Annotated in this window: 25 protein-coding genes; 17 read left to right on the forward strand and 8 right to left on the reverse strand. The window is 64.0% G+C overall.

Going from position 1 to position 20,841, the window contains the following annotated elements:
• Window positions 1-21 precede the first annotated feature (21 nt).
• Window positions 22-618 (reverse strand): hypothetical protein, encoded by a 597-nt coding sequence (locus ACVWW6_RS24600; RefSeq protein WP_182871950.1) that lies wholly within the window; start codon window positions 616-618, stop codon window positions 22-24.
• A 164-nt stretch (window positions 619-782) separates the two neighbouring features.
• A complete protein-coding gene (locus ACVWW6_RS24605) occupies window positions 783-1,187 on the reverse strand; it encodes a DUF4260 domain-containing protein (RefSeq protein WP_011088113.1) in 405 nt (134 codons plus the stop codon).
• A 149-nt stretch (window positions 1,188-1,336) separates the two neighbouring features.
• On the opposite strand from ACVWW6_RS24605, the gene ACVWW6_RS24610 reads away from it, so the two are divergent.
• From ACVWW6_RS24610 to ACVWW6_RS24645, 8 genes are all read left to right on the forward strand, one after another.
• Entirely contained in the window at window positions 1,337-2,869 is a 1,533-nt protein-coding gene (locus ACVWW6_RS24610; protein WP_028171407.1) for an acyl-CoA carboxylase subunit beta, read from the forward strand.
• 120 nt (window positions 2,870-2,989) lie between these two features.
• The gene (locus ACVWW6_RS24615) at window positions 2,990-3,337 is read left to right on the forward strand and encodes a hypothetical protein (protein ID WP_011088111.1); all 348 of its coding nucleotides are present in this window, start codon (window positions 2,990-2,992) and stop codon (window positions 3,335-3,337) included.
• Between the two features lie 160 nt (window positions 3,338-3,497).
• Window positions 3,498-3,983 (forward strand): adenosine-specific kinase, encoded by a 486-nt coding sequence (locus tag ACVWW6_RS24620; RefSeq protein WP_011088110.1) that lies wholly within the window; start codon window positions 3,498-3,500, stop codon window positions 3,981-3,983.
• Between the two features lie 119 nt (window positions 3,984-4,102).
• Window positions 4,103-4,291, forward strand: coding sequence for a hypothetical protein (locus ACVWW6_RS24625; protein ID WP_092192722.1), 189 nt, complete (start codon window positions 4,103-4,105; stop codon window positions 4,289-4,291).
• A 34-nt stretch (window positions 4,292-4,325) separates the two neighbouring features.
• Window positions 4,326-4,652 carry a GcrA family cell cycle regulator gene (locus tag ACVWW6_RS24630; RefSeq protein ID WP_038967071.1) on the forward strand — a complete coding sequence of 109 codons (327 nt, stop codon included), beginning with the start codon at window positions 4,326-4,328 and terminating at the stop codon, window positions 4,650-4,652.
• Between the two features lie 168 nt (window positions 4,653-4,820).
• Complete coding sequence (locus ACVWW6_RS24635; protein WP_371740544.1) at window positions 4,821-5,027, forward strand: SulP family inorganic anion transporter; 207 nt, start codon at window positions 4,821-4,823, stop codon at window positions 5,025-5,027.
• Window positions 5,015-5,758, forward strand: coding sequence for a dodecin domain-containing protein (locus ACVWW6_RS24640; protein ID WP_082757080.1), 744 nt, complete (start codon window positions 5,015-5,017; stop codon window positions 5,756-5,758). The genes ACVWW6_RS24635 and ACVWW6_RS24640 overlap by 13 nt, the downstream gene beginning before the upstream one ends.
• 107 nt (window positions 5,759-5,865) lie before the next feature.
• The gene (locus ACVWW6_RS24645; protein ID WP_049832389.1) at window positions 5,866-6,597 is read left to right on the forward strand and encodes a protein-L-isoaspartate(D-aspartate) O-methyltransferase; all 732 of its coding nucleotides are present in this window, start codon (window positions 5,866-5,868) and stop codon (window positions 6,595-6,597) included.
• Between the two features lie 125 nt (window positions 6,598-6,722).
• Here ACVWW6_RS24645 and ACVWW6_RS24650 read toward each other — a convergent pair whose 3' ends face one another.
• Complete coding sequence (locus tag ACVWW6_RS24650; RefSeq protein ID WP_271611986.1) at window positions 6,723-7,370, reverse strand: glutathione S-transferase family protein; 648 nt, start codon at window positions 7,368-7,370, stop codon at window positions 6,723-6,725.
• Between the two features lie 131 nt (window positions 7,371-7,501).
• Between ACVWW6_RS24650 and ACVWW6_RS24655 the strand changes: the two genes are divergently transcribed.
• Window positions 7,502-7,816 (forward strand): hypothetical protein, encoded by a 315-nt coding sequence (locus ACVWW6_RS24655; RefSeq protein WP_404522038.1) that lies wholly within the window; start codon window positions 7,502-7,504, stop codon window positions 7,814-7,816.
• Between the two features lie 107 nt (window positions 7,817-7,923).
• Window positions 7,924-8,202: a twin-arginine translocation signal domain-containing protein gene (locus ACVWW6_RS24660; protein WP_028171411.1), complete on the forward strand. Its 279-nt coding sequence runs from the start codon at window positions 7,924-7,926 to the stop codon at window positions 8,200-8,202.
• 152 nt (window positions 8,203-8,354) lie between these two features.
• Here ACVWW6_RS24660 and ACVWW6_RS24665 read toward each other — a convergent pair whose 3' ends face one another.
• The 3 genes from ACVWW6_RS24665 to ACVWW6_RS24675 all read right to left on the reverse strand — a co-directional run bounded on the left by ACVWW6_RS24665 (window position 8,355) and on the right by ACVWW6_RS24675 (window position 10,787).
• On the reverse strand, window positions 8,355-8,597 hold the full coding sequence (locus tag ACVWW6_RS24665) for a GCG_CRPN prefix-to-repeats domain-containing protein (RefSeq protein WP_008143062.1): 243 nt from the start codon (window positions 8,595-8,597) through the stop codon (window positions 8,355-8,357).
• 285 nt (window positions 8,598-8,882) lie between these two features.
• Complete coding sequence (locus ACVWW6_RS24670) at window positions 8,883-9,890, reverse strand: alpha/beta fold hydrolase (protein WP_456681506.1); 1,008 nt, start codon at window positions 9,888-9,890, stop codon at window positions 8,883-8,885.
• Window positions 9,891-10,088: 198 nt separating this feature from the next.
• Window positions 10,089-10,787: an ArsR family transcriptional regulator gene (locus ACVWW6_RS24675; RefSeq protein WP_028171413.1), complete on the reverse strand. Its 699-nt coding sequence runs from the start codon at window positions 10,785-10,787 to the stop codon at window positions 10,089-10,091.
• Window positions 10,788-10,981: 194 nt separating this feature from the next.
• On the opposite strand from ACVWW6_RS24675, the gene ACVWW6_RS24680 reads away from it, so the two are divergent.
• From ACVWW6_RS24680 to ACVWW6_RS24690, 3 genes are read left to right on the forward strand one after another with little or no spacing between them, the layout of a single operon-like run.
• Window positions 10,982-11,290, forward strand: a complete 309-nt coding sequence (locus tag ACVWW6_RS24680; protein ID WP_018647290.1) for an NIPSNAP family protein — start codon at window positions 10,982-10,984, stop codon at window positions 11,288-11,290.
• 28 nt (window positions 11,291-11,318) lie between these two features.
• Window positions 11,319-11,669, forward strand: coding sequence for an antibiotic biosynthesis monooxygenase family protein (locus tag ACVWW6_RS24685; RefSeq protein WP_011088099.1), 351 nt, complete (start codon window positions 11,319-11,321; stop codon window positions 11,667-11,669).
• Between the two features lie 51 nt (window positions 11,670-11,720).
• A complete protein-coding gene (locus tag ACVWW6_RS24690) occupies window positions 11,721-12,530 on the forward strand; it encodes an isocitrate lyase/PEP mutase family protein (RefSeq protein ID WP_011088098.1) in 810 nt (269 codons plus the stop codon).
• A 187-nt stretch (window positions 12,531-12,717) separates the two neighbouring features.
• Here ACVWW6_RS24690 and ACVWW6_RS24695 read toward each other — a convergent pair whose 3' ends face one another.
• Window positions 12,718-13,119: a hypothetical protein gene (locus ACVWW6_RS24695; RefSeq protein ID WP_060912577.1), complete on the reverse strand. Its 402-nt coding sequence runs from the start codon at window positions 13,117-13,119 to the stop codon at window positions 12,718-12,720.
• Between the two features lie 189 nt (window positions 13,120-13,308).
• On the opposite strand from ACVWW6_RS24695, the gene ACVWW6_RS24700 reads away from it, so the two are divergent.
• Complete coding sequence (locus tag ACVWW6_RS24700) at window positions 13,309-13,950, forward strand: trimeric intracellular cation channel family protein (protein WP_456681507.1); 642 nt, start codon at window positions 13,309-13,311, stop codon at window positions 13,948-13,950.
• 91 nt (window positions 13,951-14,041) lie between these two features.
• Here ACVWW6_RS24700 and ACVWW6_RS24705 read toward each other — a convergent pair whose 3' ends face one another.
• On the reverse strand, window positions 14,042-15,262 hold the full coding sequence (locus ACVWW6_RS24705) for a cytochrome c (protein WP_456681508.1): 1,221 nt from the start codon (window positions 15,260-15,262) through the stop codon (window positions 14,042-14,044).
• A 293-nt stretch (window positions 15,263-15,555) separates the two neighbouring features.
• Between ACVWW6_RS24705 and ACVWW6_RS24710 the strand changes: the two genes are divergently transcribed.
• The 3 genes from ACVWW6_RS24710 (at window position 15,556) to ACVWW6_RS24720 (ending at window position 20,825) form a co-directional block, all read left to right on the forward strand.
• Window positions 15,556-19,047, forward strand: coding sequence for an indolepyruvate ferredoxin oxidoreductase family protein (locus ACVWW6_RS24710; RefSeq protein WP_110116351.1), 3,492 nt, complete (start codon window positions 15,556-15,558; stop codon window positions 19,045-19,047).
• A 200-nt stretch (window positions 19,048-19,247) separates the two neighbouring features.
• Window positions 19,248-20,261 carry a hypothetical protein gene (locus ACVWW6_RS24715; protein ID WP_246790625.1) on the forward strand — a complete coding sequence of 338 codons (1,014 nt, stop codon included), beginning with the start codon at window positions 19,248-19,250 and terminating at the stop codon, window positions 20,259-20,261.
• A 201-nt stretch (window positions 20,262-20,462) separates the two neighbouring features.
• Window positions 20,463-20,825: a hypothetical protein gene (locus ACVWW6_RS24720; protein ID WP_011088092.1), complete on the forward strand. Its 363-nt coding sequence runs from the start codon at window positions 20,463-20,465 to the stop codon at window positions 20,823-20,825.
• Window positions 20,826-20,841 lie beyond the last annotated feature (16 nt).

Genomic DNA, 20,841 nt, shown 5'->3' on the forward strand with positions numbered 1-20,841 from the left:
TCAATTTGGCGCGCGGCGGCCTCAGGCCTTTTCGGCCGTCTTGTTGGTCGTCAGCGCCTGGTCGATGGCAAAGCCGCCGATCTCGCTCATGGCCTGCGAGATCACGTCGCCGCTTCTGGCAAAGCCGCTGGAGAGATAGTCGAACTGCGTCCGCGCCAGCCGCAGCACCTCGATCGGCACGGAGACCGCGGTCTCGTTGAAGCTGTCGACGGAGGCACGCAGCGTCTCCAGCTCGGTGCTGAGCTTCCCGATGTGGCTTTCCGCGTCCTGCATCAGGCCGAGCAGCTTGCCGCGCTCGGCATCGAACGCCGCACGCTCGGCCGCCGCAGCCGCCGTCACCTCGGTCAACTGCGCCCGCAGCGCCTCGATCTGGCTGACCATGGCGTCGGAGGCAAGCTCGGCGGCTTCGCGCAGCTCGACATGGCGTCTGTTCTCTTCATGCTGCTGATGATAGAGCCGCTCGGCTGACATCGCCCGCTGCGTCAGGGACTCGATCAGGCTTGCGGCACGCAGCAGCATCTCGCCGTTCCGCCCTGACACCATGCTGGCCATGCGCCGCAGGAAGTCGACGGTTTCGGACGACGAGTTCGGCGGCAGGGGGACGACCGTCGCGGACATGAGGTGATGCTTGCAGTCAGACGTGAGGACCGCCGCCGTACCGACTGGGCTCACGCAACATTCGGCGCCTGATCGTAAGCCTGGAGCAAGCCTGAATCGCCGCGCCGGGTCAACCGACCAGCACGGACAAAATCGACCCTCCCGCCGCCAAGTCGCGCGCGGGATCAGGCGTCCTTCTGCCGGCCAATCCGCCCGAGATGGGTAAAGCCGAACCCGGCTGAATATTTCAGGCCATAGCCCAGCGCCCGGTCGATGCCGATATGGGCCAGCCAGATCAAGGCGATGGACAAGGTGAGCGGCGAGGCGAGGCCGAAGCCCAGCGTCAGCAGCGCCACCGGCGCCATGTAGCTGTGGGCGGCGTTGTAGACCAGCGCGCCGAACCTGGCGCCCGAGAGGTATGCCAGGAAGCTCAGATCGGGGACGAAAAAGAGCAGGGCAAAGACGAGCCAGGAGCCGTCCCAGGCCCAGTAGAGCACCACCATGCCTGCAAACAGCGTCAGGCCCTCCAGCCGCAGCAGGATGTTGACACCGCCCGTCACAGTGCCGGTCTCGGCCGTTCCTTGGTCCATCGTCGCCTCCCAGGCAAAACTCTGTAATTCCTTGCGCTTTCCCGCTGCGGCAAGGCAGCCCTGCGGGCCCGAAAGCCGCTTCCCGGCCCGCAAAATGCCGTGTTAGAACCCCCGGCAATCGCATTTAGGCTAAGAACTGGCGGGAGCAAATGAAACATATCCTGGACGCCCTTGAAGATCGTCGTGCCGGCGCAAAGCTCGGCGGCGGGGAGAAGCGCATCGAGGCGCAGCACGCCCGCGGCAAGCTGACCGCGCGCGAGCGCATCGAGCTCCTGCTCGACAAGGGATCGTTCGAGGAGTTCGACATGTTCGTCGAGCACCGCTCCACCGAGTTCGGCATGGAGAAGACCAAGGTGCCCGGCGACGGCGTCGTCACCGGCTGGGGCACCGTCAATGGCCGCAAGACGTTTGTCTTTGCCAAGGATTTTACGGTGTTCGGCGGGTCGCTCTCTGAAACCCATGCGCTGAAAATTACAAAACTCCAGGACATGGCGATGAAGGCGCGGGCGCCCATCATCGGCCTCTACGACGCGGGCGGTGCCCGTATCCAGGAGGGCGTCGCCGCGCTCGCCGGCTATTCCTACGTGTTCCGCCGCAACGTGCTTGCCTCCGGCGTGATCCCGCAGATCTCGGTCATCATGGGTCCCTGCGCCGGCGGCGACGTCTATTCGCCGGCGATGACCGACTTCATCTTCATGGTGAAGAACACCAGCTACATGTTCGTCACGGGCCCCGACGTGGTGAAGACCGTCACCAACGAAGTCGTCACCGCCGAGGAGCTCGGCGGCGCCTCGGTGCACGCCACGCGCTCCTCGATCGCCGACGGCGCCTTCGAGAACGACGTCGAGACGCTGCTGCAGATGCGGCGCCTGATCGACTTCCTGCCGTCCAACAACACCGACGGCGTGCCGGAATGGCCGAGCTTCGACGACATCGGCCGCGTGGACATGTCGCTGGACACGCTGATCCCCGACAATCCGAACAAGCCCTACGACATGAAGGAACTGATCCTCAAGGTCGTGGACGAGGGCGACTTCTTCGAGATCGCGGAAGCCTTCGCCAAGAACATCGTCACCGGCTTCGGCCGCATCGCGGGCCGCACCGTCGGCTTCGTCGCCAACCAGCCGATGGTGCTGGCCGGCGTGCTCGACAGCGACGCCTCGCGCAAGGCCGCGCGCTTCGTCCGCTTCTGTGATGCCTTCAACATCCCGATCGTCACCTTCGTCGACGTGCCGGGCTTCCTGCCGGGCACCGCGCAGGAATATGGCGGCCTGATCAAGCACGGCGCGAAACTGCTGTTCGCCTATTCGCAGTGCACCGTGCCGCTGGTGACCATCATCACCCGCAAGGCCTATGGCGGCGCCTTCGACGTCATGGCCTCCAAGGAGATCGGCGCCGACATGAACTACGCCTGGCCGACCGCCCAGATCGCCGTGATGGGCGCCAAGGGCGCGGTCGAGATCATCTTCCGCGGCGATATCGGCGACCCCGACAAGATCGCGGCGCGCACCAAGGAATACGAAGACCGCTTCCTGTCACCCTTCATCGCCGCCGAGCGCGGCTACATCGACGACGTCATCATGCCGCACTCGACCCGCAGGCGCATCGCGCGGGCGCTGGCGATGCTGAAGGACAAGAAGGTGGAAATGCCGGCGAAGAAGCACGACAATTTGCCGTTGTAAGATCTCGTAGCCTGGATGAGCGAGGCGACATCCGGTTTTCCACTCAAGAGTCCCGCATGTCGCTTCGCTCATGCGGGCTACTGGCTACGCCTCTGATTTGGCATCCTCGATCAAGATCCGATGACCGAACACGATCCGACCGACGAAATTTCACAGATCGAAGATCGGATCGAGCGGCTCGCCGAGATTGCCGAGCGGTGCCGGAAGTACATTCTCGCGTCCAAGATCGCCATCGGCGGTGGGGGCGCGCTGCTGTTGGTCGCGATCCTCGGCCTGTTTGGGACAGGTCAGACCGCCGCGCTCGGATCAATCGCTCTGGTGCTGGGCGGGATCGTGTCACTTGGCTCGAATGTCAGCACGTTGCGGCAGACGGAGAGCGCGATCGGTGATGCGGAGGCGCTTCGATCTCGGCTGATCGGCAGGATCGACCTGCGCGTGGTTGCCGATGCGCCGATGAAGCTGGTGTGACGCGCCGGCCGTTCGGCACCTTTGTTCACTGCCCCAGCTTCGCCCGTCCCTTGCATCGCTGCCAGTGGCTTCCGGCGCGAAATCGGCTGTCTCTGGCCGCTTGCAATTGCCTTCTGGTGGCCTACCATGAAAAGCGTTGGGACCTTGAAGGAGTGCAGCCATGGAACTCACCGTGGTGCCGATCGTCAAGCCGGACGCAACCAACTTCATCTTCGGCCAGTCGCATTTCATCAAGACTGTGGAAGACCTCCATGAGGCGCTGGTGGGCGCAGTTCCGGGCATCCGCTTCGGGCTGGCCTTCTGCGAGGCCTCCGGCAAGCGGCTGGTGCGCTGGTCGGGGAACGACGAAGCCGCGATCGCGCTTGCACGCGACAACGCAATGGCCATCGGCGCCGGCCATACATTCCTGATCTTCCTGGGCGACGGATTCTTTCCAGTCAACGTGCTGGCTGCGGTGCGTGCGGCGCCGGAGGTCTGCCGCATCTACTGCGCGACGGCCAACCCCACACAAGTGATCGTCGCGCAAACGGAGCAGGGCTGCGGCGTGCTCGGGGTGGTGGATGGCGCCTCACCGCTGGGTGTCGAAACCGACGAGGACATTGCGTGGCGGAAAGACCTGCTGCGAAAGATCGGCTACAAGCTGTAGTGGCTGGATGCAGCCGAAGCGGCGGGCCTGCATCGACAAGACCGTCGAACCCACAACCGCAAGATGCCCGGCACATTAATCGCCGGCGCTCTCAAGCTCCAGACCCGAGGAGCAACACCATGAAGCAAAACATCCCCGAAGAATTTCCCACCGGCTTGATGGATTGGAGTCGCTTTGTGATCAAGGGCAGCAAGATGCCGCCCCGGGATCCTGATGACGATGAAGAGGACGAGGACGAGGACGAGGAGGGAGAAGAGGAGGGGGACGACGACGAACCGGCGGTCGTACGCGAGCCGGACGAAGACTAGAAAAGTGGATGGCAGTTGGCGTACAATATCTCCCATGAGTTGGGATGCGAAAGACGTAGCGCTGCTCAAAAAACTCTGGGTCCAAGGACAGAGTGCCGCGCAGATCGCGCGCCGTCTCGGGTGTAGCCGTAACGCTGTCTGCGGCAGGCTAACTCGCTTGGGCCTGACGCGTGGCCACAAGCCGCCAACAGCAAAACCCAAGATAAGGTCGGTCCGGAAGCGAGAGCCGGCGTTGTTGGTTGCCTGTGCCCAACCGGCAGCCAAGAAGGTGTCGCGGAAGACAACAAACAAGCAGCCCAAGGAATTCAGCAAGCACCAGCTTTACGCCATGCTAGCTGAAGCGGTCAGGAATACGGGCTAACGGGCTACCGCGACGTTGTTGCGGCGCGGGCTCAATGAGCCGAGTCCGACCGGGTTGGGAGGGGCAATGGATCATTGGACCCGCTGGTTACCAGGTCTTGGCACCCTTCGTCGATATCAAGGGAAGTGGCATTCGCACGATATCTTCGCTGGATTCGTATTGGCGACAATGCTGGTCCCGGTTGGCATTGCCTATGCGGAGGCGTCGGGCTTGCCCGGTATCCAGGGTCCATACGCAACGATCACAGCGCTCCTCGCTTACGCGCTGTTCGGTCCAAGCCGCATCCTCGTCCTAGGACCAGACTCGGCTCTGGCAGCCATTGTATCGTGGGTGTTGTCGGTCCATTGTCGGGTGGCGATCCCATGCGCGCCATAACCTTGGCCGGCATGATGGCAATCGTTTCCGGCACGGCATGTATTCTGGCAGGCATTCTACGCCTGGGCTTTGTAACCGAACTTCTCTCCAAGCCCATACGCCACGGTTACATGAACGGAATTGCATTGACCGTATTGATCAGTCAACTGCCAAAGCTGTTCGGCTTTACGATCGAAAGCGAAGGACCTCTGCGGAGCCTGTGGGCGATCGCCGGTGCAATCACCGAAGGAAAGACAAGCTGGGTAGCCCTTGGGCTCGGGCTCGGCACGCTGACGGTGATCCTTCTGCTCGAGAGCAACAAGCGGCTGCCAGGCATTCTGATTGCCGTCGTCGGGGCAATGGCCGTCGCGGGCGCGCTGGATCTTGGGAGGACTGCGAGGACCGAGCCAAAGCCTAGTCTCGATGGACCTTGGTGCGCCCTGCGATCGTGGCGTCCTTTCAGCGCCGATATCGTGCTAGGCTCGACTGTGGCAGGGAGCACCTGCTTCCTGCTTCATACCGAACGGGAGGACGACATGCCTGAGAGCGTCTACAAGGTCATAGAACTGATCGGCACCAGCAACGATTCCTGGGAAAAGGCCGCCGCCAACGCGGTCGAGCAGGCTGCAAAATCTCTTCGTGACCTTCGTGTCGCAGAGGTCGTCAAGCTCGATATTCAGCTGGACGCCAAAGGAAAAGTAGAGGCCTATCGCGCTAAACTCAACGTGTCGTTCAAGTTCGAGGGCACCTGAGCTTAAGCAAACCTCGCCTCGCATGCGGGGCGAGGTCGGATCTTACGCGCAGGGTAAGCGCTCAAACGGTCGACGTGAATTGTGTCCCTCTTGGAGAGCGCACGATCATGAAGGTCTTGCCACTGCTCGTGGTCGCCATGGGTGTCGTCGCGTGGGAAGCGACCGCACAGGACGCACAATGCGTCCGCGAACGCGCCGCCATGGTCGAGGCCATCCGGGCCTACGCCCGGTCCGCTGCCGGTGTTTTGGGACAGCAAGGCCTGTCGGAGAAGGTCCTTGAGGCCATGGCGCAAACGAAACGCCACCTGTTCATCCCTGAGCAATCTTGCTCTATCGCATACGCCGATAGACCGATACCAATCGGCCTCGGCCAGACCATATCGCAGCCGTACATTGTGGCCTTGATGACCCAGTTGGCCGAGGTCGCGCCCGATCACGTTGTGCTCGAAGTCGGTACCGGTTCGGGCTACCAGGCCGCCATCCTCGCGCAGCTCGCGCGAAAGGTCTGCAGCATCGAGATCATCCCGCAATTGGCCGAGACCGCCGCGAAAACACTAAGGGACCTCGCGTATGACAACGTGAGCGTCAGGCTTGGCGATGGCTACGATGGCTGGCCCGAATGTGGTCCTTTTGACGCAGTCGTCGTGACTGCCGCGCTCGGGGAGCCACCGCCGCCGCTGATCGAGCAGCTTAAAGTAGGTGGCCGACTCGTCATGCCGGTGGGCCCCGGTTACGGCACCCAGCAGCTCACGGTCGTCGAAAAAATCGCTCCTGGCAAGACGACGACGCGCGCCGTCGCCCTCGTGCGGTTTGTCCCGTTTACGCGTTCGCAGAACTAGAAGCCAGGGTGGAACAGGTTGAGCGCGTAGGGTGGGCGACTGCGCGAAGCGCAGTTCGCTGGGCGTAACCCACCAATTTTGTTGAGGCGGACATTGGCGGATTGCGCTTCGCTAATCCGTCTGCGTTAGCGTGCCTCATCCGCCGCAGCAAAATGCGCCATCTGGTCGGCGCGGGCCTTGGCGAAGGCCGGGCGGCCCGTGGCGCGCGCGACGTAGTCGCGACAAGCCGGATGTGCCGCCAACCCATCGAAGCGATCGACGACGCGCAGCACGTCCGACATCAGGATGTCGGCGACGGAGAAGGAGCCCGCCAGCCATTCGCGGCCGGCGAGCACCGGCTCCATGTGCTTGAGGCGGAGCTTGAGGAAGTCGTCGACGAACTTCACGGCAGGTGAGCCATCGTCACTGCCGGTGAACTTGAACATCGTCCAGGGCAGGGCGGGCATCTCCACCGAATTGAGCGCCGCGAACACCCACGTCGTCGCCTCGTTACGGCCGCGCGGATCGGTCGGCATCAGCTTCGCGCTGCGCTCGCCCAGATGCAGCAGGATCGCGCCGCTCTCGAAGATCGAGAGGTCGCCGTCGGTCAGCCACGGCACCTGGCCGAAGGGCTGGTGCGCGAAATGCGCGGCGTCCCGCGGGCCGAAGGGCACGCTCGCGACGCGGTACGGTAAGGCGGCCTCTTCGAGAGCCCAGCGCACACGGAGGTCGCGCACGAAACCCCTGGGCATCTCGGGAACCCAGTCGAAAGTGGTGAGGGTGAGGTCGGCCATGCGGTGTCTCCCAGTGCTGCTCAAGGCATAGGACGGGCGAGGGACGTGCGTTCCGACATCGGTGTCAACTCTTTTTGTCGCCGGCGACTTGAGCGGTTAGTCTCGCCCCAAAACAACAGGAGGAAACGTCGATGCCATCCGCCTTCTTCGTCGTCCGCGCCACCGTCACCGACGCCAGCAATCGTGCCGCCTTCGACACATGGTACGAGACCGCGCACGTGCCCGACGCGGTAAAGGCGTTCGGCGTAGCCAAGGCCTGGCGGTTCTGGAGCCTGGACGATCCCTCCCTGCACCAGGCCATGTATCAGTTCGACGACGAGGCCAAGCTCGCGGCGATGCTTAGAGGTGACGCGCTGAAAAAGCTCGTCGCCGATTTCAACCGCGACTGTCCCGACGTGAAACGGGCGCGCGAGACGCTGGTGCTGGCGCAGGAGTTTGCGAAGTAGTTCCTGTCGCCTTTGCAACGAATCTGAACGGACGATTCAGCCGCAGTTCATATCGCAGGCCCGACACTTGCTCGGCATCATCAACGCGTGCCTGAGAGGAAGATGTCATGGAACGCCGCAATTTTTTGAAACTTGCATTCGGTGCCGCGGCGGGAGCTGCCGCGTTCACCGCCGCCGCGCAGGCCGCGCCGCTGGCGCCGCAGCCGCTCGGTGATCCCCGTATGCCGCAAGGCAATCCGGACGCTCATCCGGCGGTCACCAGCAGCGATGAAGCCGCGCAGCTCAAGCCCGAGCAGGTGCACTGGCACGGTCGTGGCCATCACTGGGGCTGGCGCCACCGCCACTGGGGCTGGCGTCGCCGGCGCTGGCATCGCCGCCACTGGTAGGCGCCCGGCCGTCGAGGCCTGGACGGGGATCGCGGTTCGCGATCCCCGTTTTGATTCGGCGCTCCTGCAAGCCGATGTGCTGCAGAGCGCTGAAAAGAAAATGGCCGCGCAGGCTGTCGCCGCGCGGCCATTCGCGATGCGAAAGGACGAGATCAGAACGGCCGGCAACGGCCGGCGTACCAGCGGAAGCCATAGGGGCACACGCGCGGACGCACGACTACGACCGGCGCGGGGCGGGGCGCCACGACGACAACCGGCGGGCGCCCGGCCATCGGACGGCAGCCGCCATAGGGGCCGCGATACCAGCCGGGGCCGCAACCGCCGGCGGCGCTGGCCGCTTCGCTGAAACCGACGACCGCGCTGGCGAGCATGACGGCGGCGAAGAGATATTTCATTTGAACTTCCTTCTCGTCCTCGGGACAGAATGTTTGGGCAGCGCGCTTGCGGCGCACAATGAATCAAAAGACACGATTCGACACGTTAAATCTGGGGAGAAACGTGCCGACACGTCGCGATCCAAACCTGCCAATCATGACCTGAATGCGGCATGAACGTTGTCCGCATACGGCTTCAGGCGACAGCAATGGCGCCAGCGGCCCGTTCCGATGGAATCGAAGCGGGCCTCCAGGTTCTTTGTTCTGACGCTACGCGAACCGGTATCCATTTCACTCGAAAACGCTCTACCGGCCGAGAAAGCCGAGCACCAGCTCCCGGTACTTCTCCGGCGCTTCCAGGAAGACGAGATGGCCGGTGTCGGGGATCACCTCGGCCCGCGCATTCGGCATCTTCGCAGCAAACGCCTTCGCGAGCTCGGCGTTCTGCCCCATCTTCGCGCGCAGCGCTTCCGGTGCGTTCGGCCGGCCCGGCGCGTTGTGGTCGTCGGCGCCCATGATGAACAGCGTCGGCTCGGTGATCAGCGTAACCTCGTGCGCGACCGGCTCGCGATAGATCATCTGCCCGGAGCTCACGAAGGCGCGCAGCCAGCGCGGATAGTCGGGGCTGCCCTTGATGTTGAAGCGGGCGTCGATGAACGGCGTGATTGCATCCGGCGGCAGCTTGATCGCGTAATTGGTCTGGAGCTGCTTGCGATAGCCCTCGGCCGTCAGCTTGTCCTCGCTCTCGATCATCTTCTCGGTCGGCGTCGGCGGCACGTAGAGGCGGTAGTCCTCGAGCCCAATTGGGGCCGTCAGAATAAGATGGGCGACCCTGTCAGGATAGGCGCGGGCGATGCGCACGCCCAGCATGCCGCCGAGCGAATGCGCGACAACCTCGGCCTTGTCGATCTTGAGGTGATCGAGCAGCGCGATGGTGTTGCGCGCCAACGTGTCGAAATGCAGCTCGCCTTGCGGCTTGGAGGATTTGCCGAAGCCGATCTGGTCCGGCACCACGACGCGATAGCCGGCCTCGCTGAGCATCTTGATGACGGGCGCCCAGTAGCTCGACGGGAAATTGCGCCCGTGCAGCAGCACCACGGTGCGGCCGTTCGGCTGCTGAGGCGCCACGTCCATATAGGCCATGCTGAGCTGCTCGCCGTCGTTGACGACAGGCAGCAGGTGCACGGGATAGGGATAGGCAAAGCCTTCGAGCGCGATGCCGTAAGGCTCGCGTGGTGTGGGGTCGGCGGCGTGTGCGGCAAGAGGGGCGGCGAGGAGGGCGGCGGCAAGCGCGGCCGGGAGGAAGCGGATCATTGGGCTCTCTGGCTTTTGCAGAACGTCATTCCGGGGCGCGTCGAAGACGCGAACCCGGAATCTCGAGATTCCGGGTCTGGTCCTTCGGACCATCCCGGAATGACGGTGCCAGTAAACCTGTGAACAGCCGGGTCAAGCCCGGCCATGACGAGAGTGAGAGCTAACACGCGATTGTGTGCCGTCACGCTCCTGGCGTGATCAGTCCTTCCCATTCCCGAACAGCGCGGCAAACTGTTTCTCGCCGGTGCGGGTGAAATTCACCACGCGGCTGCCGGGCGTGGCGTCGCGCGCGGCCCATTTCAGCTCGGTGAAGCGCTGCATCATGGTGGCGCCCAGCGTGCCGGCGAGATGGTGGCGCCGCTCGCTCCAATCCAGGCAGGCCTTGCACACCGGCCGGCGCGGATGGGCGAGCATGTCGGGCGAGATCTGCAAATGTTTGGCGAGGAAGCGTTCGCCCTCGGCGGTCAGCTCGATGTCCTGTTTCTTCTGCCTGACCAGGTTTCGCTCGCGCATGGTGTCGAGCATCTGCACGCCGAGATCGCCGGCGAGATGATCGTAGCAGATGCGCGCGCGCCGCAGCGCCGGATCCTTCGGTCCCGTGCGCACGCGCATGTGGCCGGTGCGCGCGGCGAGGCCCGCAAGCCCTTCGAGCACGCCGGCAACGTCGTCGTCGGTGAGGCGGTAGTAGCGATGCCGGCCCTGCTTCTCCGGCTCGACCAGCCCGCCGGCCTCGAGCTTCGAAAGGTGCGAGCTCGCCGTCTGCGGCGTGATGCCGGCCTCCTGCGCGAGCTCGCTCGCGGTCAGCGCGCGTCCGTTCATCAGCGCCGTGAGCATGTTGGCGCGGGCGGGGTCGCCGACCAGCGAAGCGACCATGGCGATGTCGGGTCCTGATTTCATGCTTCGATGGTAGCCGAAGCATTGCGGTCGGGCAAGCGCGTAGGCTCTCACCAAGTCGTCATTGCGAGGAGCCGTGACAAAATTGCGAAGCGATTTTGCACTGGCGACGAAGCAATCCAGGCTGTCTCCGCGGAGAGATTCCTGGATTGCTTCGCTGCGCTCGCAATGATGAGGTGGAAACACAGGAGCCTTACATGTCCGTCACCGTCTTCATCCGCTACCAGCTCGATCCGTTCAAGCGCGCGCAGTTCGAGGAATACTCGAAGCGCTGGCTCACTATCATTCCGAAATGCGGCGGCGACCTGATCGGCTATTTCATGCCGCACGAGGGCACCAACAACATCGCCTTCGCACTGATCACCTTCGAGAGCCTGGCCGCCTACGAGGCCTACCGCGCCCGGCTGCGCCAGGATGCGGAAGGCATGGCGAACTTTCATTTCGCCGAGGAACACAAGTTCATCCTCGCGGAAGAGCGCACCTTCCTGCGCAAGGTGGTATTGTAGGCCACGACACCGTCAGCAGGAGACGCCCATGATCGCCGTGATCTTCGAGGTCTGGCCCAAGCCCGAGCATCGCCAGACCTATTTCGACCTTGCAGCCGATCTGAAGCCGATCCTGCAAACTATCGACGGCTTCATCTCGGTCGAGCGTTTCGAGAGCCTGACCGAGAAAGGCAAGATCCTGTCGGTGTCGTTCTGGCGGGATGAGGCAGCCGTGCAGGCCTGGCGCAACACGATGGAGCACCGGCGCACCCAGGCCAAGGGCAGGGCACAGATCTTTGCCGACTATCATCTGCGCATCGCCAGCGTCATCAGGGACTACGGCATGAACGATCGCGACGAGGCGCCGAAGGACAGTCGCGCCGTGCACGATGCGCACTAGCGCTGCCCTGAATGCGTGCCTATGTCTGCGCGGCCAACAAGGGAGAGAAACATGCACGTGACGACCGCGGACAAGCGCGCGACCTTCAGGAAGATGCACGAGAGCGGCTGCTTCATTCTGCCCAATCCGGTCGATGTCGGCAGCGCCAAGGCGTTGCAGCATCTCGGTTTCAAGGCGATTGCGTCATCGAGCGCAGGCTTTGCGTGGACCATCGGCAAGGCCGACAACCACGTCACCGTCGAGGACGTCTGTCAGCATCTGGCAGCATTGAGCTCGGCGGTCGACATTCCCGTGAATGCGGATTTCGAGGGCGGCTTTGCGGTCGAGCCGGACAAGGTCGCTGACAATGTCGAGCGCTGTGTGCGTACCGGCGTCGCCGGCCTGTCGATCGAGGATTCCACCGGCGACAAGGACAGGCCGCTCTACGATCGCGCGCTCGCGGTCGAGCGCATCATGGCCTCGCGCAAGGCGATCGGCGACAGCGGCACGCTGCTGGTCGGCCGCTGCGAGGCCTATCTGTGGGGCGTGACCGATCTCAAGCTCGTCATCGACCGGCTCACCGCCTACGCCGACGCCGGCGCCGATTGCCTCTACGCGCCGGGCCTGAAGAGCCGCGAGGACATCGCCGCGGTGGTCAAGGCTGTCGCACCAAAGCCGTTCAACCTCTTGATCGGCGGTTCCGGCTTGTCCTTGCAGGAGGCCGAAGATCTCGGCGTGCGCCGGATCAGCGTCGGTGGCTCGCTCGCCCGCGCCGCGTGGGGCGGCTTCATGCGCGCGGCAAAGGAGATGGCCGAGAAGGGGACCTTCACCGAGCTCGGCAGCGGCTATCCCGGCGGCGAGCTCAACAAGATGTTCAGCTAGAGCCAAACGAAAGGCGGCGGGATGTGAGATCCCGCCGCTTTCTTATCCTCTCGGTGTCATGCCCCGCGCAGGCGGGGCATCCAGTACGCCGCAGTTTATCTATTCAACCACGACCGTCTCGGAGTACTGGATCGCCCGGTCGAGCCGGGCGACGACAGTTGTGCATTACGCGATGACATTCGCGAAGTTACTGCGACTTGCCGCCGTTAGACGGTGCGGCCGGATCCGGCGCGGCCGGCTTGCTCGGCGCAGCACCCGTGGTCACGCCCGGCGCGGTGTTGTTGCGCGGCGTCACGTCGCGCATGCCGGGAGGCGCCGCTGGATTGGCCGGCGGAGCCTGCTGGGCCGTCTGCTTCGCCGGCTCGTTGCTCGCCTGGTTGCCGGTGGTCGTGTTGTTCAAGCCGTAGAACACGGCACCCAGCACCAGGGCGACAGCCACGGCAAACAGTGCGACCTTGCCGCTGGAGGCGGGGCCTTCGCCCAGCTCGGGGTCGACCTGAAGGTCGGCATCCCGTCGCGCCGCACGGAGATACTCATCATCGGCGAGATTCGGGCGATACGGATCGTTGGGAAAACGGTCGTCAGCCATCGATTGGGTCTCCTCGATTATGGCGGCTGGACAACCCATAGATGCGAGATTCTGTTCCGCCCCCTCTGATGCATTCGTCGCATGTTGCCCCCGCGTCGGGAATCGGGAACCTGCTCATTCCGGATGGACCCCTTGTTCATCCTGGAACCCCGGACGTAAGTTCCACGGAGGGAATAAGGGAACAAAGCGATGTGGAGCCTGCCGCCGAGCGATAGCGTGCTGCATCTTCTGGCGTTTGTTGCCTTGACGGCGCAGGGCATGACCGCGGCGCTTGCTGCGGGGCGGCGCAGCATGGACTATGTCGGCGTCTGCATGCTCGGCAGCATTACCGCGCTCGGCGGCGGCACGCTGCGCGACCTGTTTCTCGGTCACTATCCGCTCGCCTGGGTCGCGAACCCGATCTATCTCGTGCTGCCCGGCGCTGCAGCGCTGCTGACCATCGTGGTCGCGCGCCTCGTGCACCGGCTTCAGCTCGCCTTCATCGTGCTCGATGCCATCGGCCTCGTCGTCTTCACCATGACCGGCTGCGACATCGCCTGGCAGATGGATGTCTCGCTGCCGATCGTCATCGTCTCGGGCATGGTGACGGGCTGCGCCGGCGGCGTGTTGCGCGACGTGCTCTGCAACGACGTGCCGCTCTTGTTTCGCTCCGAGCTCTACGCCAGCGTCTCCGTGGTGACGGGGCTGTTCTACGCGACGGCCTTCGGCCTCAATCTCAACGCCGAGCTCTGGACGATCCTGACCTTCATCCTCGGCATCAGCTTCCGCCTGCTCGCGGTGCGCTACAAATGGGAGATGCCAAAATTCGTGTTCAAGGAGGATGAGCGGTAGCTCCATCCACCTCGCGAAGCAATCCAGGATCTTTCCGCGGAGGGACTCTGGATTGCTTCGCTGCGCTCGCAATGACGGGAGAGAGAGCTGGCTACGGTTGCTTCCGCGCCTTGGCCACCTGCGCCGGCGTCACAAGCGGGCCCGAATTGCCCCAGGAATTGCGGATGTAGTTCGTCACCGCCGCGATCTCCCCGTCGGACAATTGCTTGGCATAGGCCGGCATCTCGCCGGTGTTGGGCGCGCGTGGCGTGGTCACGGTGAGGGCGCCGTCGAGGATGATGCGCAACGTCGAGGACGGATTGACCGATTGCAGCAGCGCGTTGGCGGGCAGCGGCGGATAGATGCGCGGCGCTCCCGTGCCGTCGGCTTCGTGGCAGGCGATGCAGAGCTTGGCATAGACCGCCTGGCCGGCCTTCATCTCGGCATCGTCGGGCGGCGTCACGATCGTCTCGCGCCGCGCCGGCGGCAGGCCCTTCAGGTAGACCGCGATCGCGCGCGCATCGGCGTCGCTCATCTTCGAGGTCGAGTTGACCACCACCTCCGCCATCAGCCCGTCGGCATGGCTCTTGGCATTGCGGCCGCTCTGCAGATATTCGGCGATGTCCTCCACGCTCCACGACTTCAGCCCGGTGCGCGGCGCGCCATCGAGCCTTGGGGCGTACCAGCCGCCGATCTCGTTGCCGGCGAATGCCTGCGCCTGCTTGTCCGCGCCAAAATAGTTCTTCGGCGTATGGCAGGCGCCGCAATGGCCGAGCCCGGTGACGAGATAGCCGCCGCGATTCCACGCCGCGCTCTGGCTCTGGTCCGGCTCGAACAGGCCCGGCTTGAAATACATGGCATTCCAGATCCGCATCAGGCCGCGGTAACCGAACGGCCAGCGCAGCTCCGGCGGCTTGTTGCGGCTCACGACGGGCGCGAGCGTGCCGAGATAGGCCCGGATCGCCAGCGTGTCGTCCTTCGTCATCTTCGTGAAGTAGGGATAGGGGAAGGCCGGATAGTAGTTCGAGCCGTCGGGCGCGACGCCATAGCGGAGGGCGCGGGTGAAATCGGCATCCGCCCAGGCGCCGATGCCGGTGTCTCGGTCGGGCGTCAGGTTCGGCGCATAGATCGCGCCGAAGGGCGTGTCGATGCGCTTTCCGCCCGCGAACGGCTTGGCCGGATCGGCGGTGTGGCAGCCCGCGCAGTCGCCGGCCTCGACCAGCGTCTTGCCATAGGCGATCAGCTCCGGCGACGGCTCGGCGGCCAGGGCCGCGCCTGCAATCGCACTGCACAACGCCAAACCCACAGCCAGGCCAGCCAGAATCGTCCGCATCGAGAGCCTTTCCTGCGACCAATCGACATCGCCTGCGTGACGGGGGCATCAATTCATTTCGCGACGGCGGGGGTATGGTGACACAAATTGAAAATGCCTGATGCCTTTGCAGCCACGAAATTGCGATTTTTACCTGGCGCTCGCTTTGGTCCAGATTTGTGGTGCGGAGCGTTAAATATCCGACATAGAGTGGCGCAGATGGTCGGCGCGCCCTAGCTAAAAACAACGGGCAGGCAACGGCTTAAGCGACGTTAAGTGACAAAGACCTGAACAGGGCGTGGAAAGAGGACAGCATGGGAATCAACCAGGGTCCGATCAGTCTCGATCAAAAATACACCCAGGACACCGGACACGTCTTCACCACGGGCATCCAGGCCCTGGTTCGCCTGCCCATGGCCCAGATCCGGCGCGACCGCGCCAATGGCCTCAACACCGCGGGCTTCATCTCCGGCTATCGCGGCTCGCCGCTCGGCGGCTACGACCAGCAGCTCTTTGCGGCGCGAAAGCATCTCGAGCAGTACAACATCAAGTTCCAGCCCGGCGTGAACGAGGACCTGGCCGCGACCGCCGTCTGGGGCTCGCAGCAGCTCAATCTCTCGCCCGGCGCCAAGTATGACGGTGTGGTCGGCATCTGGTACGGCAAAGGCCCCGGCGTCGATCGCTGCGGCGACGTGTTCCGCCACGGCAATGCCGCGGGCTCGGCCAAGAACGGCGGTGTGCTGTGTCTGGCCGGCGACGACCACGGCGCAAAATCCTCGACCGTCCCGCATCAGTCCGACCACGCCTTCATGTCGGCGCTGATGCCGTATCTCTACCCGTCCAGCATCCACGAGATGATCGAGATGGGCCTGCTCGGGATCGCGATGTCGCGCTACTCGGGCTGCTGGGTCGGCATGAAGGTGATCACGGAGACGGTGGAGACCACCGCCGAGATCGACCTCACCGACGAGATGAAGCCCTTCATCATCCCGCCCGATTTCGAGCTGCCGCCCGGCGGCCTCAATCTGCGCTGGCCCGACGACCGCTTCGAGCAGGACCGCCGCCTCCAGGACTACAAGGGCTTTGCCGCGATCGCCTTCGCGCGCGCCAACAGGGTCAACCGCGTCACCATGGATTCGCCGAACGCGCGCTTCGGCATCATGGCCTCAGGCAAGAGCTATGAGGACGTGCGGCAGGCGCTGCGCGAGCTCGGGGTCACCGAGGAGGTCGCCGCCAAGATCGGTCTCCGTCTCTACAAGATCGGCATGCCCTGGCCGCTGGAGCCGGAAGGCGTGCGCCAGTTCGCGGTCGGGCTCGAAGAGATTTTCATCATCGAAGAGCGGCGCGAGATCGTCGAGAACCAGGTCAAGCAGGAGCTGTTCAACTGGCGCGACGACGTCCGCCCGCGCATCGTCGGCAAGATGGACGAGCACGACAAGCGCTTCCTGACCTTTGCCGCCGAGCTCAGCGTCGCCTCGCTTGCGACCTCGATCACCGAGCGCCTTCTCCGACTTAATCTCAACCCAGAGATCGCGGAGATGCTCCGCGTCAAGGCCGACTGGTTCAACGGCCGCCAGGCCACCCAGATGCAGGCGACCGCGCCTGTCTCCCGCACCCCGTATTTCTGCTCCGGCTGTCCCCACAACACCTCGACCAAGGTCCCCGAAGGCAGCCGCGCGCTTGCCGGCATCGGCTGTCACTTCATGGCGCTGTGGATGGACCGTTCGACCGAGACGTTCACGCATATGGGCGGCGAGGGCGTGCCGTGGGTCGGCATCGCGCCCTTCACCAACGAGAACCACATCTTCGCCAACCTCGGCGACGGCACCTATTTCCACTCCGGTCTGCTCGCCATCCGTCAGGCGGTCGCCTCCAAGACCAACATCACCTACAAGATCCTCTACAACGACGCGGTGGCCATGACCGGCGGCCAGCGCCATGACGGCGATCTCTCGCCGCAGCAGATCACCTTCCAGCTCCATGCCGAGGGCATCCGCGAGATCTATCTGGTCTCGGAGGCGCCCGACACCTATCCCGCCGACACCATCGCGCCCGGCGTGAAGAAGTATCACCGCGACGAACTCGACAACGTCATGAAGATGTGCCGCGAGTACAAGGGCACCTCGGCGATCGTGTTCGTGCAGACCTGCGCCGCCGAAAAGCGCCGCCGCCGCAAGCGCGGCCTGATGGAGGATCCGGCGCGGCGCGTCATGATCAACCCGGCCGTCTGCGAAGGCTGCGGCGACTGCTCGGTGCAGTCGAACTGCATCTCGGTCGAGCCGCTGGAGACCGAGTTCGGCCGCAAGCGCGCCATCAACCAGTCGTCCTGCAACAAGGACTATTCCTGCGTGAAGGGCTTCTGCCCGTCCTTCGTCACCGTCGACGGCGGCGCGCCGCGCCACCGTGCGCCGGCCGAGCTTGAAGAGATCGGCGCGCTGCCCGAGCCGGCCTCGCGCCCGACGCTCGACAAGCCCTACAACATCGCCGTCGGCGGTGTCGGCGGCACCGGCGTGCTCACCATCGGCGCGCTGCTCGGCATGGCCGCCCACATCGAGGGCAAGGCCTCGATGATCCTCGACATGTCGGGCCTCGCGCAGAAGGGCGGGGCGGTGCTGAGCCATGTCCGCCTGTCCGACCATCCGGCCGAGGTCACGTGCTCGCGCATCGTCACCGGCACGGCCGATCTCGTCCTCGCCGCCGACGAGGTGGTCGCGGTCGCCAAGGACACCATCTCGCTGTGCGACAGCAGCCGAACCCGCGGCATCATCAACAGCCACGTCATTCCCACCGCCGACTTCGTCCTCAACCGCGATTTCAACTTCCAGACCCGCAAGCTGAACGGATTGCTGGAGACGGCGCTGCACAAGGACTCCGTCTTCTTCGACTTCACCAAGCCCGCCGAGCAGCTGCTCGGTGACAGCATCGCCACCAACATGATGATGATGGGCTACGCCTATCAGAAGGGGCTCTTCCCGCTGGCGGCGGAGTCGATCGAGCAGGCCATCGAGGTCAACGGCGTCGCGATCAAGATGAACAAGGAAGCCTTCCGCCTCGGCCGCCTCGCGGTCGCCGATCCCGAGCGTCTTGCGGGCATGCTGAAGGGAGCGGGCGAGGTCGTCGCACCCAAGACGCTGGATGCGATGACGCTCGACGAGATCGTCGAGCATCGCGCCAAGCATCTGACCGCCTATCAGAATGGCCGCCTGGCAAAACGCTATCGCAAGCTGGTCGATAGGGTTCGCGATGCCGCGAGGCAGGGCGGTTATGACGACGCGCTGCCGCGCGCGGTCGCGGTGAACTACGCCAAGCTGCTGGCCTACAAGGACGAATACGAAGTCGCGCGCCTCTTCACCGACGGCGCCTTCGAGCAGCAGCTCCGCGACCAGTTCGAGGGCGATTTCAAGTTCAGCTTCAATCTCGCGCCGCCGATCCTTAGCCGCAGCGTCGATGCCCTGGGCCGCCCGAAGAAGCGCGCCTTCGGCCCGTGGATGCTGAAGGTCTTCCGCGTGCTGGCGAAGTTCAAGTTCCTGCGCGGCACGCCGCTCGACATCTTCGGCCGCAGCGCCGACCGCAAGCTCGAGCGCGACCTAATCGCCGGCTACGAGAAGGACGTCGCCACCGTGCTCGGCCTGTTGTCGCCGCTCACGATCGACACCGCGGTCGAGTTGCTCTCGCTGCCCGACCGCATCCGCGGCTACGGCCCGGTGAAGGAGAAGGCCGTCGCTGACGCCAAGGCCCGCTACGCCCAGCTCGCCGCGGACTTGGCGAGCCCGCCGCCCGCGCCACGGCAGATCGCGGCGGAGTAGGGCAAGTCCCGTAGGGTGGGCAAAGGCGCGAAGCGCCGTGCCCACCTCACCAGGATTGAGTCAGAAGAGGTGGGCACACTTCGCTTTGCCCACCCTACAAGACCTACGTTTGACAAGGGTTGTGACCGCGCGATATCAGCAACTTGCGATAGTGGCGCGCGGCGGGTGATGCGGTCGTGCGCTATGCGGAGCGACGATCGATGTCATTGCGCGGTGTCTTGATTGTATTGGTCGCCGTTGGCGTATTGGCGGCCTTGGGGATGTACTGGAATCAGCATGATATCGAACGTGTCATGCGTGATGGCTACGGCACCACGGGCAAGATCACGTCCGCTGAAGTCGTCTCGACGCGATTTCCGTTCGTGTTCGACGGGTTCTGGCCCCGCTATGTCGACGAAAATCTGTCGATCGGATTGCAATGGATCGGAAAGGACGGCGTTCAGCGCGAGCGCAAGGGCATCGCGGTCAGCGCCGCCTATGCGGCGCGCATCACGGTTGGCAATCAGCTCAAGCTCCTGACGGTCCCCATTCAGGCCGTTGACGATGATTCATCGCTTCCGGTGATCGTCGAGGATATCGACGATCATCTGAGCCATATCCGGTCCACGTCCAGATTTATGGCGGCGGGAGCAGGTATCTGCGCCGTGATCCTGGTGCTCGTGATCGGATGGCAGGCATGGTCGGCGCGTCGAAGCGGGGCGGGGAGTACCGCAATCGCCGCCGGATCGCGGCGGCCCTTTCCTTTCATCCTCGGGATCTTGGCCGCTGTGATGCTTCCATTCGGCGGCTACATGCTGGTGACCTCCTATTTCGAGCAAAGCACGTTGAAGGAGATCCTCGACCACGGCGATGAGGCCACCGCCGATATTACGCGTGCCTACGGTGAAGTGAAAAAAGCCGGCGACGCGCCGAGCTATCTCGTTACCCTGGCGTGGACCGACAAGAGCGGACAACAGCAAAGCTACGGGCCGACCCACATCAGCCCGGCCTTCTGGCGGCAGATCACGCGGAACGGCGTCCAGACGGTCAGGCAGACCAGGATCCGCTATCTCTCAGGCAGCCCGGATGCGCGGCCTCTGATCGTCGACGACGCGGCCGAAGCCCAATACCAGAACAGTTTTGGCGTGAAGGGCGGCGCGGTCTTTCTCGTCTTCGGCCTGATCCTGGCCGCGGTGACCGCGTTCCGCTATCGCGCGCGTCCGAGCGCGGCTTGATCGCAGGAGAGGGACGTCGGGTGGGTTAGGCAGATCCCCCTCGCGATTTCCTGTTTGATATCAATCGCCGTTCTACTGTGCATGGGGTTGTTTTCGTACAACGGGTTCTTTCGTTAAAACGAAAATCGCTTGTGCCGTCGGGCAAAACACCTTTAGGATTCTGCCTGGCTGGAGCGGCGACGTGAGGCTGTCCGCGCTGAAATGGACCTGTGGTCGAATATGGATTTTGCTTGGCGCATCGTGACGTGCCTGCCGCTTACCGAGCTTTGGAACAGCGAAGGTCTGTTGGATGTCCGGCCTGACCAAAGAGTGGGCGCGGCTGAGATCGAGCTGCTTCTGCGGGACGGTGCGAGTTTCGTGGTCGCGGACGTTGGAAAGCCGTTGCGATGGATATCGGCCGCCGACCGCTTTTCGTTCTGGAAGACCGAGGTGAAGGGGCGGCTGATAGCCCGGGACGCTGATTGCTTCAGTCTCGACGACTATCCTGACAGTTACTGCTACGTCGCGACCGCTTGGAGCGGCACGGCGCCGATGCCGATCATTGTTCTAGAGATCCACCATTGACGGGGCTGTGATCGAC

Source organism: Bradyrhizobium sp. USDA 3311 (genome assembly GCF_054062495.1).

Excerpts from the sequence above, each read along its gene's own strand:
- ACVWW6_RS24715 (WP_246790625.1), top strand. The coding sequence starts at position 19,248 with ATGTCATTGCGCGGTGTCTTGATTGTATTGGTCGCCGTTGGCGTATTG.
- ACVWW6_RS24600 (WP_182871950.1), bottom strand. The coding sequence starts at position 618 with ATGTCCGCGACGGTCGTCCCCCTGCCGCCGAACTCGTCGTCCGAAACC.
- ACVWW6_RS24655 (WP_404522038.1), top strand. The coding sequence starts at position 7,502 with ATGCCATCCGCCTTCTTCGTCGTCCGCGCCACCGTCACCGACGCCAGC.
- ACVWW6_RS24680 (WP_018647290.1), top strand. The coding sequence starts at position 10,982 with ATGTCCGTCACCGTCTTCATCCGCTACCAGCTCGATCCGTTCAAGCGC.
- ACVWW6_RS24670 (WP_456681506.1), bottom strand. The coding sequence starts at position 9,890 with ATGATCCGCTTCCTCCCGGCCGCGCTTGCCGCCGCCCTCCTCGCCGCC.
- ACVWW6_RS24720 (WP_011088092.1), top strand. The coding sequence starts at position 20,463 with ATGGACCTGTGGTCGAATATGGATTTTGCTTGGCGCATCGTGACGTGC.
- ACVWW6_RS24690 (WP_011088098.1), top strand. The coding sequence starts at position 11,721 with ATGCACGTGACGACCGCGGACAAGCGCGCGACCTTCAGGAAGATGCAC.
- ACVWW6_RS24660 (WP_028171411.1), top strand. The coding sequence starts at position 7,924 with ATGGAACGCCGCAATTTTTTGAAACTTGCATTCGGTGCCGCGGCGGGA.
- ACVWW6_RS24705 (WP_456681508.1), bottom strand. The coding sequence starts at position 15,262 with ATGCGGACGATTCTGGCTGGCCTGGCTGTGGGTTTGGCGTTGTGCAGT.
- ACVWW6_RS24625 (WP_092192722.1), top strand. The coding sequence starts at position 4,103 with ATGAAGCAAAACATCCCCGAAGAATTTCCCACCGGCTTGATGGATTGG.
- ACVWW6_RS24645 (WP_049832389.1), top strand. The coding sequence starts at position 5,866 with ATGAAGGTCTTGCCACTGCTCGTGGTCGCCATGGGTGTCGTCGCGTGG.
- ACVWW6_RS24620 (WP_011088110.1), top strand. The coding sequence starts at position 3,498 with ATGGAACTCACCGTGGTGCCGATCGTCAAGCCGGACGCAACCAACTTC.
- ACVWW6_RS24665 (WP_008143062.1), bottom strand. The coding sequence starts at position 8,597 with ATGAAATATCTCTTCGCCGCCGTCATGCTCGCCAGCGCGGTCGTCGGT.
- ACVWW6_RS24615 (WP_011088111.1), top strand. The coding sequence starts at position 2,990 with ATGACCGAACACGATCCGACCGACGAAATTTCACAGATCGAAGATCGG.
- ACVWW6_RS24675 (WP_028171413.1), bottom strand. The coding sequence starts at position 10,787 with ATGAAATCAGGACCCGACATCGCCATGGTCGCTTCGCTGGTCGGCGAC.
- ACVWW6_RS24695 (WP_060912577.1), bottom strand. The coding sequence starts at position 13,119 with ATGGCTGACGACCGTTTTCCCAACGATCCGTATCGCCCGAATCTCGCC.
- ACVWW6_RS24610 (WP_028171407.1), top strand. The coding sequence starts at position 1,337 with ATGAAACATATCCTGGACGCCCTTGAAGATCGTCGTGCCGGCGCAAAG.
- ACVWW6_RS24685 (WP_011088099.1), top strand. The coding sequence starts at position 11,319 with ATGATCGCCGTGATCTTCGAGGTCTGGCCCAAGCCCGAGCATCGCCAG.
- ACVWW6_RS24710 (WP_110116351.1), top strand. The coding sequence starts at position 15,556 with ATGGGAATCAACCAGGGTCCGATCAGTCTCGATCAAAAATACACCCAG.
- ACVWW6_RS24640 (WP_082757080.1), top strand. The coding sequence starts at position 5,015 with ATGCGCGCCATAACCTTGGCCGGCATGATGGCAATCGTTTCCGGCACG.
- ACVWW6_RS24605 (WP_011088113.1), bottom strand. The coding sequence starts at position 1,187 with ATGGACCAAGGAACGGCCGAGACCGGCACTGTGACGGGCGGTGTCAAC.
- ACVWW6_RS24650 (WP_271611986.1), bottom strand. The coding sequence starts at position 7,370 with ATGGCCGACCTCACCCTCACCACTTTCGACTGGGTTCCCGAGATGCCC.
- ACVWW6_RS24635 (WP_371740544.1), top strand. The coding sequence starts at position 4,821 with ATGCTGGTCCCGGTTGGCATTGCCTATGCGGAGGCGTCGGGCTTGCCC.
- ACVWW6_RS24630 (WP_038967071.1), top strand. The coding sequence starts at position 4,326 with ATGAGTTGGGATGCGAAAGACGTAGCGCTGCTCAAAAAACTCTGGGTC.
- ACVWW6_RS24700 (WP_456681507.1), top strand. The coding sequence starts at position 13,309 with ATGTGGAGCCTGCCGCCGAGCGATAGCGTGCTGCATCTTCTGGCGTTT.